Below are 12,630 nucleotides of genomic sequence, written 5' to 3'. Positions count from 1 at the left end.
CAGCGCGGGATTTTTGCGGTCTGATCGAAGAGCAGTCGACCAACAGTCGACTCTACCGTAGGCGCTGGATCAGGCCGTCACCGGCTGCGGGGCGCGCTGCTGCAACGCCCAGACGATGCCACCGCCGATCAGGGTCAGCACGGCGGCGAACACACACACACCCAGCCAGTCCCAGGCCGCATAGGCCAAGCCACCGACCCCACCCAGCTGCTGGCCACCGAATGGCCACCGAAGAAGCCGAACGTCACCAGCGCGATGCCCAGCGCCATCGTGCCCAGCCACGGCATCGCCAGCAGCGCGATGCCGGCACCGATCAGCGCGAAGGAGATCGACAGGATGCGGCCACGGCCGTAGCGCGTGGCCTGCTGGCCCATCCACGCCGAACTGAAGGTACCCACCAGATACACGCTGAAGATCAACCCGACCACGGTCTGGCTGAGGTGATACGGCGGTGCCAGCAGGTGGTAACCGAGGTAGTTGTAGAGGGTGACGAACACGCCCATCAGCACGAACGAGGTAGCGAACAACCACGGCAGGCCCGGGTCGGCGAACAGCGTGCGCCAGCGTGACGGCAACTGGCGCAGGCCACCGCGCCGGGGCTGGAAATGCCGCGACGGCGGCAGTTGCAGCCACAGCAGCGCGGTGCTGGCGATGGCGATGATCGAGACCACACCGATGCCCCAGCGCCAACCCCAGTGGTCGGCGATGATGCCGGCCAGCAGACGTCCGCTCATGCCGCCAATGGCGTTGCCGCCGATGTACAGACCCATCGCCAGGCCCAGCGCGCGGCTGTCCATTTCCTCGACCAGGTAGGTCATTGCCACCGCCGGCACGCCACTCAGCGCCAGGCCGAGCAGGGTGCGCAGCACCAGCAACGTGGTCCAGTTGTCCACCAGCGCGGTGCTGAGCGACAGCATGGCCGAGGCCAGCAGCGCGGCGATCATCAGCGGGCGACGGCCGACCGCGTCGGACAGCAACCCGGCCAGCAGCATTGCCACCGCCAGCGTGCCAGTGGTCAGCGACAGTGACATCGCGCTGCCGGCAGCGGACACACCGAAGTGGCGGCTGAATTCGGGCAGCAGCGGCTGCACCGTGTACAGCAGGCCGAAGGTGGAGAAGCCGGCGAGGAACAGCGCCAGCGCAGTGCGGCGGAAGGCCGGCGTGCCCTGCTGGATGCGGGTGTCGGTGCCGGTATCGAGAGTGGAAGGACGGCCCTCAACGGCCGCCGCGGTTTCGCCAGTCATGGGATCGATGGGCCGGTGGGGGCGGCCGGGTGGAGAGGAACGGGCCCAGACTAGGCCCGTCCATCCAGTCGATCCATAACCTGTTGGATCATGATTGATACATGGAAAGTATCAATTCAGCTTACAGGCGCTGCCACTCGAAGCCGTCGCCACGGCGGTAGTACACCGCCACCGCGCGGCCATAGACCTTGTCGGCGTCGACAAACCCGAAGAAGCGGCCATCGAAGCTGTTGCCCCGGTGGTCGCCGAGCACCAGCAGCTTGCCGGCCGGCACCACCAGATCGGCGATGTCCGGGCCACCGCCCATGTCCAGGTCGAGGCGGGCGCGACGCTCGCCGAAGGCTTCCACGTCCTGCAGGTCGGCCATCTGCAACGGCTGGCCATTGATGCTCAGGTGGCCCTCGCGCATCTGCACGTGGTCACCGGCCACCGCGGCAATGCGCTTGATCAGGCGGGTGCCATCGGCCGGCGAGTCGAACACCGCCACTTCGCCGCGTTGCGGGGTGCCGGTGGCCAGCAGTTCCTTGCCGGTGAACGGCAGGCGCAGACCATAGGCGCGCATGTCCACCACCACCCGGTCGCCGGGCTGCAGGGTCGGCTGCATCGAACCGCTCGGCACCACGTAGTGGTTGGCCAGGGTATCGCGCGCGGCGGCGAGCAGGCCGAGCATCACCAGCAGCGGCAGCGCCTCCTTCTTCAGCCAGGCCAGCGCGCGTTCGGAAAAGGGAGGGCGGGCAACAGCGTCCATGGCAGGCTCCGGGTGGGTGGTATCGGCATCTGACCACATCCGGGCCGAAGAGGTTCCCGCGCCGGCTTGTTGTAGAGCCGAGCCCGCGCTCGGCTGCTCTTCGAGCGTAGGTGCACGCCAGCCGAGCGTAGGCTCGGCTCTACAGGAAGGGTTACGCAGGTTTTACGCGCGCACCCGGCCACGGGCATCGCACCTTTACGGGCAGCACGCGCATCGTGTGTCCACCGCGCCGCAGGGCGCATTCCGCAAGGTGTTGTATGACCCTCCTGGTGATCCGCCACGCGTCTCCGTCGGCGCCGCGCCCGCAGTTGCCGGCGCAGCTGAGCGGCCATCGCGTGCTGTGCAGCGACTGCGCCAGCCTGTCCGAAGTGCGCCAATGCCTGTGCCAGCCGCAGGCGCGCTCGGCCGACTGGGTGCTGCTGGACGTCGGCGTGGCCGACGAAGCGCAGTGGCAGGCCGAAGGTGGCGCACTGCAGGCGGCGCTGGAACGGCTGCCGGCGCAGTACATCGAGTTGCAGGCCCCGAGCGAGCGTGGCCTGGATGCGCGCCTGCACCTGCAGCACGGCCCGTCCGCGGTGGTGATCGACCAGCGCAGCCAGCAGGCCGGCTATCCGCTGTCGCTGGCCATTGTCGGCCGCCGCCTGGCGCAGGAGGGCTGAGCCATGTCGATCTTCATCATCCGTGGCCCGGAAGCTGCCGGCGCGCTGATCCGCACGGCCATGCCGCTGCCGGCACCGGTACTGAAATCGCTGGTGCATCGTGCGATCGACGCCGGCACCAGCGTGGCGATCCGTGCCTGCGGTTCGGAACAGGAACTGCTGGATGCGCTGCGCGTGGCCGACCACAGCCGCGGCGAAGTGACCCTGCTCGATCCGGGTGCGTGTGCCAACAGCCTGCGCCTGCAGCGGCTGCTGCCGTACCTGCACAACGCCTATGTGGAAGTGCATGACGACGGTGCGGTGGCCGAGCCGTGCCTGCCGGCCGGTGTCGGCCAGCGCCTGGGCATTGCGGCCGGGTATGGTGCGCAGAGCTATGTGCTGGCGCTGGATATCGCGCTGGACCACCTGGGGTTGGCCGAGCAGGCCAATCGCGTGCACGTGGGCACGTGACGCGCTTCTGTAGAGTCGAGCCATGCTCGACTGGTTTTCCTGGAAAGGCAGCCGAGCATGGCTCGGCTCTACAAAAACGTCGAGCAAGCTCGACGCTACACAAGGAAAAACGGCGGGGTTGCCCCCGCCGTTTTCTGTTTCTTACTTCAGGCCGCGGAACTTCAGCAGCGGTTCCACCGACGGATCCTTGCCACGGAAATCGCGGTACAGGGTCGACAGCTCCACGCTGTTACCGCGCGAGAGGATCTTGTCGCGGAATTCCTGGCCGTTGGCGGCGGTCAGGCCACCGTGTTCGGTGAACCACTGGTAGGCGTCGTGGTCCAGCACTTCGGCCCAGAAGTAGGCGTAGTAGCCGGCCGAGTAACCGCCACCCCAGATGTGGTCGAAGTAGGTGGTGCGGTAACGCGGCGGCACCTGCGGCAGGTCAACCTTGAACTTCTTCAGCGCGCTGGCTTCAAAGGCGCCGACATCCTGCAGCGGCGCGTCGGCCTTCTGCGTGTGCCAGGCCAGGTCCAGCAGTGCGGCCGACAGGTACTCGGTGGTCGCATAGCCCTGGTTGAAGCTGCGTGCCTTGAGGATCTTGTCGACCAGTTCCTGCGGCATCGCTTCGCCGGTCTTGTAGTGCTTGGCGTAGTTGGCGAACACCTTCGGGTCCAGCGCCCAGTGCTCGTTGAACTGCGACGGGAACTCGACGAAGTCGCGCGAGGTGGCGGTGCCGGCGATCGACGGGTACTTCACGTTCGAGAACATGCCGTGCAGCGCATGGCCGAACTCATGGAACAGGGTGGTGACGTCGTCGAAGCTGATCAGCGCAGGCTGGCCGGCGGCCGGTTTGGTGAAGTTGCAGACGTTGTAGACCACCGGCTTGGCACCGGTCAGGCCGTCCTGTTCGACGAACACGTCCATCCAGGCGCCGCCGGACTTGCTGTCACGCTTGAAGTAGTCGGTGTAGAACAGCGCCAGCGAGGTGCCGTCCTTGTCGAACACTTCGTACACCTTCATGTCCGGGTTGTAGGTTGGAATGTCGGTGCGCGGCTTGAAGGTGATGCCGTACAGCTGGGTGGCGGCGTAGAAGACGCCGTTCTGCAGCACATTGTCCAGCTCGAAGTACGGCTTGATCTGCGACTCGTCCAGATCGTACTTGGCCTTGCGCACCTGCTCGGCGTAGAAGTCCCAGTCCGAAGCAGCGACCTGGAAACCACCCTTCTGTGCGTCGATCACCTTCTGGATCTCGCCGGCTTCGGCACGCGCCTTGGCGGTGGCCGCCGGCACGGTGTCGGTGAGCAGCTTGAGCGCGGCGGCCGGGGTCTTGGCCATCTGGTCGCCCAGCTGGTAGTCGGCGAAGGTATCGAAGCCAAGCAGCTTGGCCTTCTGCGCGCGCAGCTGGGCCAGGCGCTGCACGGTCTGCCGGGTGTCGTTGGCATCGCCACGCTCGGCGCGGGTTTCCGAAGCCTTCAGCACGGCGGCGCGCTGGTCTCGGTCGCTCAGCGAGCCGAGCACCGGCTGCTGGGTGGTGTTCTGCAGCGGCAGCAGGAACTTGCCATCCAGCTTGCGATCCTTGGCGGCGTTGGCAGCGTTGTTGATCGCATTCTCGTCCAGGCCGGCCAGCTTGGCCTTGTCGTCGACAACGACGGCCGCAGCGGCGGTGGCGGCCACCAGACGGGTGTGGAACTGGGTGGAAAGTGTGGTTTCTTCCACGTTGAGCTTGCGCAGCGAGGCCTTGTCGGCGTCGGACAGCTGTGCACCAGCGCGCACCAGGCCGTCGTAGTAGTGCTCGACCAGGCGCTTCTGCACCGGGTCCAGTTCCAGCGTGTCACGCTGGTCATAGATGGACTTCACACGCGCGAACAGCTTCGGATCAAGGTTGATCTCGTCCTGGTGCGCGGCCAGCTTCGGTGCCACCTCTTCCTGGATCTTCTGGCGCGCATCGTTGGTATCGGCCTGGACCAGGCCGAAGAAAATGCGCGACACGCGGTTCAGGGTCTCGCCGCTGCGCTCCATCGCCACGATGGTGTTGTCGAAGGTAGCCGGCTCGCTGCTGTCGGCGATCTTGCGCACGTCGGCCAGGTGCTGGCGCATGCCTTCCTCGAAGGCCGGCAGGTAATCGCTGTCCTTGATCTTGTCGAACTGCGGCGCTTGGAACGGCAACGTGCTGGCGCTCAGCAGCGGATTGGTGGAGGCTTCGGCCGGCTGCTGGGCCGGGGTCTTCTGGGCATCGGACACGGGGGTGGACTCCTTGCCGGAACAGGCCGCCAGCGCCAGGCTGATGGCGGCGGCCAGGACTACGGTACGCGACATGTAAAACACTCCTTGGGCAGACGGTACGGGATACCAGCCCTCCACCCTACTCCTGTCGCGCGCGCCCGGCATGTGCCGGACGTGGCGTCTCTGCAGCGGCCTGCGGCCGGCTCAGACCGTGCCGCGGGTCTTGCCCATCCACGGCCGGTAGAACTCGCGGATGGCAGCCATGTCGGCGGCGTCATCGCCGCTGGGCGTGAAAAGCGGGCCGATGCCGATGGTCTTTTCCGGATAGTGGAAATACGCGGCAAGGATCGGCACGTCGGCCATCCGGGCGATCTTCAGGAAGCCGGCCTTCCAGTCCTTCACCGCCTTGCGGGTGCCCTCGGGGGTGATGGCGAACCACATCTTGTCGTTGTTGCGCAACAGGTCCACCGCCTGGCCCACCGTGCCCTGCGGCGAGCTGCGGTCCAGCGGGATCACGCCCAGCCTGTGCAGCAGCGGACCCAGCGGCCACCAGAACAGCGAGGCCTTGCCCAGCACCTTCACCTTCATGCCCAGCGCGATCTTGGCCGCCATGCCCCACAGGCCGTCCCAGTTGGACGAGTGCGGCGCGATGATGAAGACCAGCCGGGGAATGTCAGGCAGGGTGCCGATCACCTTCCAGCCGCCCATGCGCAGGGTGCAGCGCGCCAGCCAGCGCAGGAAGGCGTTGGGTTTGACCTGCGGCATCTGCGGCGGCACGGCCGGCAGCAACGAAGTCGGCTTGTTCAAGCAATCACTCCCAGTCACGTGATGAGCGCCCGCGCTTGATCTGCGCGCGCCCGCGTTTGGCGTCCAGACGACGCAGTTTCGACCCGAGGGTCGGCTTGGTGGCCTTGCGCGGTTTGGGCACGCTCAGCCCGGCCTGGATGAAGGCCGCCAGCCGCTCGCGCGCATCCTCGCGATTGCGATCCTGGGTACGGAAACGTTGCGCGTCGATGACCAGCACGCCTTCGCCGGTCATGCGCCGGTCACGCCGCGCCAGCAGGCGCGTGCGCAACGGTTCGGGCAACGAGGGCGAGTTGGCCACATCGAAACGCAGTTCCACCGCGGTGGAGACCTTGTTGACGTTCTGGCCGCCGGCGCCACTGGCGCGCACGAACCGCTCGACGATCTCGCCGTCGGGGATTTCAAGCTGCGCGCTGATGCTGACCGGTCCACTGCCCATCCGCGCATTGTAGCGGCAGCCACGTGCCGGAGTGCGCATCGCGCGCCGTATGCCGCCGATCAGGTACCGAACACGCCGCCTTCGCCTTGGCTACGGGTATGCTGGCCGTCCCATGTACCGCAGGAAGCTCCGCATGACCCGCTCCGCACCCGCCCTGCCATCCCTGCTGCGCCGCGCCGCCCTGCTGCTGGCGCTGGCCGTGGCCAGTGTCCCCGCCCTGGCCGCGCCGCCGACCGACGGCGACATCAACCGCCTGCTCTCGGCCTCGCGCGCGCAGAGCATGATCGACACCATGCTGCCGCAGATCGAGGCGATGCAGCAGCAGCAGTTCCAGCAGGTGGCCGCCCAGCGCCAGCTCAACGCCCAGCAGCAGGAACAGCTGAAGCGGATCCAGGCCCGCACCAGCCAGACCCTGCGCCAGGCGCTGTCATGGCAACAGCTGCGGCCGATGTACGTGGACCTGTACAAGAAGACCTTCAGCAAGGAGGACGTGCTTGCGATGGCCGAGTTCTACGAGAGTGCGGCCGGCCAGAGCCTGCTGGACAAGACCCCGGCGCTGATGCAGAACGTGATGGTGGCCATCCAGGCACGCATGCAGCCGCTGTTCGCGGACCTGCAGAAGGACCTGGAAGCGATCGTCAACGAGCCGGAAAAGAAATAACGGGGTGCGCCAGGCCACGCCCGGCCGCTGGCTGTAGAGCCGAGCCCACGCTCGGCTTACCGCAGCAGCATCAGGCGTCGTCCACCTGCCAGCCAAACAGGTCCAGCGCCTTCTGGAACTCGCGGTCCAGCGGTGCACGCACATCCACCGTGCCACCGTCCGGATGCGGGAAACGCAGCCGCTCGGCGTGCAGCAGCATGCGATGCACACCCTGCATGCGGAAGATGCGGTTGTGGCGGCCATCGCCATGGCTGGTGTCACCGATCATGTGATGCGAGAGGTGCTTGAGGTGCCGCCGGATCTGCCGGAAGCGTCCGGTCTGCGGCTGGCAGCGCAGCAGCGCGTAACGCGAGCTGGTGAACTCGCCGACCGGCACCGACAGCTCGCCGGTGGCCAGGCGCTGGAAGTCGGTGATCGCCGCCTTCTTCACCGGCTTTCCCGGCCCCCCGTCGAGGTCGTGGTCGACCCGCCAGGAGAGTTCGGCCGGCCAGCCCCGGCAGACGGTCAGGTAGTCCTTCAACACCTCGCCGCCCATCAGGGCCTTGCCCAACGCACTAGCGGTATCGCGGTCGAAGGCCAGCAACAGGCAGCCACTGGTGGCGCGGTCCAGCCGGTGAACCAGGAAGATCGGGCGGCCCAGCTGCTCGCGCAGGCGGTCGGCCAGGAAATCGTCTTCGCCACGGGCCAGCTTGCTGTCGTGGACCATCAGCCCGGCAGGCTTGTTGACCACGGCCAGGCGTTCATCCAGGTGCAGCAGCTGCAGGAGCGCGGTGTCGGTCTCGACCGCGGCGAGGGTGTCAGGTTCGGTGCTCACCGCAGGATTATCGGGGCTGGGCACTGAATGGGGTAGAGCCGGGCGCTGGCCGGCTGCCTCCGGGTCGCCTGATTGCCGCGGTTGCCGGCCAGCGGCCGGCACTACCGGATCAGGCGCGGGCAGCACGGAGGTCAGACGTTGCGCACGGCCAGCAGCTCGCCGTTGCCCACCGACACCAGGCTGGTGCTGAAGTCCGGATCAGCGTCCAGCAGCACGCGCAGCGGTTCCATCTGTTCTGCATGCGAGGTGGCGTTGTCCACCACCAGCAGGCCCCCCGGCCGCAGTACACGGCGCAGCTGTGGCCACCAGCCGGCGTACTGTTCGCGGTCCGAATCGAGGAACAGCAGATCGATGCTGCCGTCGGCGGCCTGCGCCAGCCACGACCCGGCATCGCCGTGCACCAGCGTGATGCGCTCGCCCAGACCGCTGCGCGCGAAATTCGCACGCGCCATCGCTGCCTTGTCCTCGGCAAATTCAAGCGTAGTTACATGGCCATCGATGGCTGTGGCGGCCTCGGCCAGCCACAGCGTCGAGTAGCCGTTGGAGGTGCCGACTTCCAGCACCCGCCGTGCGTTGCCGAAGCGCACCAGCACCGACAGCAGCTCGCCGGTGTCCGGCGTGATGTTGAGCATGCGCCGGCCGCGCTCGCTTTCGCGGGCGTCATTGTCGGCGCCGAAGTGGGCCAGCTCGTCCTTGAGCGCCTGCAGCATGGCGGCTACTTCCACCACGCGCGTGCCAGCGCAACGACGCCAATCGCGCCGGACAACCAGCTCCACATCGGCAGGTCGCCCCAGTACCAGCCCGGCGGCTGCACCACATACATCAGCGCGGCGATGGCCAGCAGGCCGACACCGGTGATCGCCCCGACCGCGCGCTTCTGCAGCCGCTGCAGGCTGGCATCGAGCGCGACCAGATCGCGCGAACGCATCGCAAGTTCGTGGCGGCCTTCCACCTGCTGGGTCAACCAGGCGTGCACCAGGCGCGGCATGTCCGGCGCATGGGTCATGATTTCCGGCAGGCGCTTGCCGAGCTCGCGCACCACGCGGCGTGGGCTGTAGCGCTCGCGCAGGATCTTCGCCAGCACCGGCTTGGCCACCGCCCAGATGTCGATCTGCGGGTCCAGCTGGCGGCCGACGCCCTCGATATTCAGCAGGGTCTTCTGCAGCAGGATCAGCTGCGGCTGCAGGGTCAGCTGGTAGCGCTGCGCCACGCGGAACAGCTTCATCAGCACTTCGGCCAGCGAGATCTGCGACAACGGACGGGTGAAGTACGGCTCGCACACCGAGCGCACGGCGGCTTCAAGATCATCGATGCGCACGTGGTCGGGCATCCAGCGCGCCTGCACGTGCAGTTCAGCGATGCGGCGGTAATCGCGGTTGAAGATGGCCATGAAATTCTCGGCCAGGTAGTACTGATCTTCCTGCGAAAGCTGACCCATGATGCCGAAGTCCAGCGCGATGAAGCGCGGGTTGGCACGGCGCGCTGGATCGGTATCGACCCAGATGTTGCCGGCGTGCGCATCGGCGTGGAAGAAGTTGTCGCGGAACACCTGGGTGTAGAACACCCGCACGCCCTTGGCTGCCAGCGCCTTGCGGTCGATGCCGGCCTTGTCCAGCGCGGCGATGTCATCGGACGGGATGCCCCACACGCGCTCCAGCGTCAATGCGCGCTCGGCAGTGTGGCTCCAGATCACTTCCGGCACGTACAGGTCGTCGGAATTTTCCCAGAAGCGGCGCAGCACGCTGGCATTGGCACCCTCGCGCTGCAGGTCCAGCTCGGCGGCCAGCGTGTTCTCGACTTCGGCCACCACCTCGCGCGGGCGGATCTTGTCGGCGCGCGGGTGGGTACGCTCGACCAGCGCAGCCAGCGAGTTGAGCAGCGCAATGTCGGCGTCGATCTGCTTCTCGATGCCCGGGCGCAGCACCTTGACCACCACCTGGCGGCCGTCAGCCAACGTGGCCGCGTGGACCTGCGCGATCGAGGCCGAAGCCAGCGGTTCGGTGTCGAAGCTGGCGAAGGCCTCGCTGACCGGCAGACCGAGCGCATCCTCGACGATGCGGCGCGCGGTCTCGCCATCGAACGGTTTGACCCGGTCCTGCAGCAGGGTCAGTTCGTTGGCCACGTCCGGCGGCACCAGGTCGCGGCGGGTGGACAGGATCTGGCCGAACTTGACGAAGATCGGGCCGAGGTCCTGCAGCGCCAGACGCAGGCGGGCGCCGCGCGACTGCGAAGCGATGCTGGCCGAGGCGCGCGGCACGAAGGGTTTGGCCAGGCGCAACCAGCGTTCGGCCGGTGTGCCCTGCAGCAGATCGTCGAGACGGTAACGCAGGATCACCCGGCCGATGCGGCTGGCCCGCAGCACGGCCTTCATGCGGCACCCCGCAGGCGCTGCACGCGTGCGCCAAGGCGCTCCACGTCATCGCGCAGCACATCCACGTCGTCGTGGAAGGCATCCAGCTCGGCACGTGGCACCACGTCGCGCGATTCCTCGGTGATGAACTCGGCGGCGCTGTGGGCCAGGTCGATCGCTCCCTGGCGCGCGTGCTGCAGCGCGCTGCGCAGGGTGTTGGCGACCTGCACGCCCAGTACTTCGCCGAACACGCTGACGAAGGGTTGCTGCCAGTCCGGATCAAAGCCCTTGGCCAGCTGCTGCAGGCGGCGCGCCAGTTCGGCGTCACCCGCTACACGAACCCGGCCCTTGCCGTTGTCGTTACCGCGGCGGGCGTTGGCCAGCAGCGGCAGCTGGGCCAGCACGCCAGCCAGGCTGCTGCGTACGGCCAGGTCGGCTTCCTGCGTGTCCACCGGACCGACCCGCAACTGGTCGCCGTCGACGCTGATGCGCATGGCCAGCGACGGTGCTTCCAGAGTCAGGTCGATATGCCGGCCGTCAAGGCTGGCCAAGGCATGGCGGGTATCCGGATCCAGCGCCAGTGCGCGGTTCAGGGCGATCTGCAGGGCGCGGCCAGCGACCGGCTTGAGGGACTTGAGCAGGGAGAGAGCCATGTACGCATTCTACCTGCGTGGGTGGGGGGCTTGGGCCGGGCGGCCGCCCGGCACCCGCAGAGGCACCGGCCGCTGGCCGGCAAGATCAACATCAAAAGCGGGCTATCCGTGGGATGGCGGGGTGGGTCCGGTTGCGGGGGACGCTGCAAGTACGTCCATGTAAGCTCGGTCGCCCCATCCATGCGGCTCACGCCCCCGCAACCGGACCCACCCCGCCTTCGACAGGTTCCCGCTGMTGTTGGTRGGTGTCGACCTTGGTCGACACGRTAGATCCACGCCATGCGTGGATGGATTTCTGGTTCATCTGTGCCTCACGCGGAGGGCCGATGAAGGTTCATGCTATGAGGCCACGCAAGCACAGGACATCGCATTCCCCATGGCACGGACCCGGGTCGGCATCATCTTCGGTGGCAAGTCTTCCGAGCACGAAGTTTCATTGCAGTCGGCGAAGAACATCCTCGATGCGCTCGACCGCGAACGCTTCGAGCCGGTGCTGATCGGCATCGACAAGCAGGGCCAGTGGCATCTGAGCCAGCCGGAGACGTTCCTGGTCAATGCCGATGATCCGTCGCGTATCGCGCTGCATCGGTCCGGCACGTCGCTGGCGGTGCGTCCGGGTGTGAAACAGGGGCAGCTGCAGCCGTGCGATGCGGCCAGCGCGCTCGGCCAGATCGACGTGGTGCTGCCGATCGTGCACGGGCCACTCGGCGAAGACGGTGCGCTGCAGGGCCTGCTGCGCATGGTCAACCTGCCCTTCGTCGGTTCGCCGGTGCTGGGCTCGGCCGCTGCGATGGACAAGGACGTGACCAAGCGCCTGCTGCGCGATGCCGGCCTGCAGGTGGCGCCGTGGCTGTGCATCCGCCGTCATCAGGCCGCAACGGTCGATGTCGATGCGGTGATCGCCCAGCTCGGCCTGCCGTTGTTCGTCAAGCCCGCCAACCAGGGTTCGTCGGTGGGCGTGAGCAAGGTCAAGGATGCCGCGGATTTCGCCGATGCGCTGGAACTGGCGCTGCGCTACGACCACAAGGTGCTGGTGGAATCGGCCGTGGTCGGCCGCGAGATCGAATGCGCGGTGCTGGGCAACGAGCAGCCGCAGGCCAGCGTATGCGGCGAGGTGGTGGTGCACGACGAGTTCTACGCCTACGACACCAAGTACATCAATGCCAATGGCGCTGACGTGGTGGTGCCGGCCGACATCGATGCCGCTACCCAGGCGCGCATCCAGCAGATCGCGCTGCAGGCCTACCAGGCGCTGGAATGCGCGGGCATGGCGCGGGTCGATGTGTTCCTCACCGCGGAGGGCGAGATCGCCATCAACGAGATCAACACGCTGCCGGGCTTCACCCGCATCAGCATGTATCCGAAGCTCTGGGGTGCCAGCGGCGTGGACTACACCACGCTGATCACGCGGTTGATCGAGCTGGCGCTGGAGCGCCATGCAGCGGATCGGGCGCTTCTGTAGATCTGTAGAGTCGAGCCACGCTCGACTCATGAAAAGCAGTCGAGCATGGCTCGACTCTACAAAGGGTGTGCCTACCAAGGTAGGCACCTACCAGACGATGGTGTGCTGACCGAGGTCGGCTTCCACCGGGAAGCGGCGTGC

12 protein-coding genes and 1 pseudogene are annotated in these 12,630 nt (G+C 67.1%); 4 read left to right on the top strand and 9 right to left on the bottom strand.

Features of this window, described 5'->3' with window-relative positions:
- Window positions 1-69: 69 nt before the first annotated feature.
- Both D7Y61_RS12055 and lepB read right to left on the bottom strand, forming a co-directional pair.
- Window positions 70-1,244 (bottom strand): annotated as a pseudogene (locus tag D7Y61_RS12055) (MFS transporter).
- A gap of 121 nt (window positions 1,245-1,365) precedes the next feature.
- Window positions 1,366-1,992 carry a signal peptidase I gene (lepB, locus tag D7Y61_RS12050; protein ID WP_180866435.1) on the bottom strand — a complete coding sequence of 209 codons (627 nt, stop codon included), beginning with the start codon at window positions 1,990-1,992 and terminating at the stop codon, window positions 1,366-1,368.
- Window positions 1,993-2,249: 257 nt separating this feature from the next.
- Here lepB and D7Y61_RS12045 point away from each other — a divergent pair, with 257 nt between their 5' ends.
- Together D7Y61_RS12045 and D7Y61_RS12040 are read left to right on the top strand one after the other, a co-directional pair.
- Entirely contained in the window at window positions 2,250-2,651 is a 402-nt protein-coding gene (locus D7Y61_RS12045; protein ID WP_180866434.1) for a hypothetical protein, read from the top strand.
- A gap of 3 nt (window positions 2,652-2,654) precedes the next feature.
- Window positions 2,655-3,101 carry a 3-dehydroquinate dehydratase gene (locus D7Y61_RS12040; RefSeq protein ID WP_004153636.1) on the top strand — a complete coding sequence of 149 codons (447 nt, stop codon included), beginning with the start codon at window positions 2,655-2,657 and terminating at the stop codon, window positions 3,099-3,101.
- A 141-nt stretch (window positions 3,102-3,242) separates the two neighbouring features.
- Here the strand turns inward: D7Y61_RS12040 and dcp are convergent, their stop codons facing one another.
- The 3 genes from dcp to arfB all read right to left on the bottom strand — a co-directional run bounded on the left by dcp (window position 3,243) and on the right by arfB (window position 6,549).
- Window positions 3,243-5,399, bottom strand: a complete 2,157-nt coding sequence (dcp, locus tag D7Y61_RS12035; RefSeq protein ID WP_180866433.1) for a peptidyl-dipeptidase Dcp — start codon at window positions 5,397-5,399, stop codon at window positions 3,243-3,245.
- 111 nt (window positions 5,400-5,510) lie between these two features.
- Entirely contained in the window at window positions 5,511-6,071 is a 561-nt protein-coding gene (locus tag D7Y61_RS12030; protein WP_258010348.1) for a lysophospholipid acyltransferase family protein, read from the bottom strand.
- A gap of 46 nt (window positions 6,072-6,117) precedes the next feature.
- The gene (gene arfB, locus D7Y61_RS12025) at window positions 6,118-6,549 is read right to left on the bottom strand and encodes an alternative ribosome rescue aminoacyl-tRNA hydrolase ArfB (RefSeq protein ID WP_180866459.1); all 432 of its coding nucleotides are present in this window, start codon (window positions 6,547-6,549) and stop codon (window positions 6,118-6,120) included.
- A 133-nt stretch (window positions 6,550-6,682) separates the two neighbouring features.
- On the opposite strand from arfB, the gene D7Y61_RS12020 reads away from it, so the two are divergent.
- A complete protein-coding gene (locus D7Y61_RS12020; protein ID WP_005407643.1) occupies window positions 6,683-7,210 on the top strand; it encodes a DUF2059 domain-containing protein in 528 nt (175 codons plus the stop codon).
- Between the two features lie 70 nt (window positions 7,211-7,280).
- On the opposite strand, the gene D7Y61_RS12015 is transcribed toward D7Y61_RS12020, so the two are convergent.
- The 4 genes from D7Y61_RS12015 to D7Y61_RS12000 are packed head-to-tail and all read right to left on the bottom strand — an operon-like array spanning window position 7,281 to window position 11,027.
- The gene (locus D7Y61_RS12015) at window positions 7,281-8,159 is read right to left on the bottom strand and encodes a pseudouridine synthase (RefSeq protein ID WP_430543709.1); all 879 of its coding nucleotides are present in this window, start codon (window positions 8,157-8,159) and stop codon (window positions 7,281-7,283) included.
- Window positions 8,156-8,734 carry an O-methyltransferase gene (locus D7Y61_RS12010; RefSeq protein WP_180866458.1) on the bottom strand — a complete coding sequence of 193 codons (579 nt, stop codon included), beginning with the start codon at window positions 8,732-8,734 and terminating at the stop codon, window positions 8,156-8,158. Before D7Y61_RS12010 ends, D7Y61_RS12015 begins: the two co-directional genes overlap by 4 nt.
- Window positions 8,735-8,739: 5 nt before the next feature.
- Window positions 8,740-10,395, bottom strand: coding sequence for a ubiquinone biosynthesis regulatory protein kinase UbiB (gene ubiB / locus D7Y61_RS12005; protein ID WP_180866430.1), 1,656 nt, complete (start codon window positions 10,393-10,395; stop codon window positions 8,740-8,742).
- Window positions 10,392-11,027: a ubiquinone biosynthesis accessory factor UbiJ gene (locus tag D7Y61_RS12000; RefSeq protein WP_180866429.1), complete on the bottom strand. Its 636-nt coding sequence runs from the start codon at window positions 11,025-11,027 to the stop codon at window positions 10,392-10,394. Before D7Y61_RS12000 ends, ubiB begins: the two co-directional genes overlap by 4 nt.
- Before the next feature lie 376 nt (window positions 11,028-11,403).
- On the opposite strand from D7Y61_RS12000, the gene ddlA reads away from it, so the two are divergent.
- Complete coding sequence (ddlA, locus tag D7Y61_RS11995; protein WP_180866428.1) at window positions 11,404-12,489, top strand: D-alanine--D-alanine ligase; 1,086 nt, start codon at window positions 11,404-11,406, stop codon at window positions 12,487-12,489.
- The last annotated feature ends 141 nt before the right edge of the window (window positions 12,490-12,630 follow it).

It is taken from the genome of Stenotrophomonas maltophilia (genome assembly GCF_013464485.1).
Classification (GTDB): Bacteria; Pseudomonadota; Gammaproteobacteria; order Xanthomonadales; family Xanthomonadaceae; genus Stenotrophomonas; species Stenotrophomonas maltophilia_AW.
The sequence above is the reverse complement of the archived record's forward strand: the minus strand, read 5'-3'. Positions and strand labels throughout refer to the sequence as shown.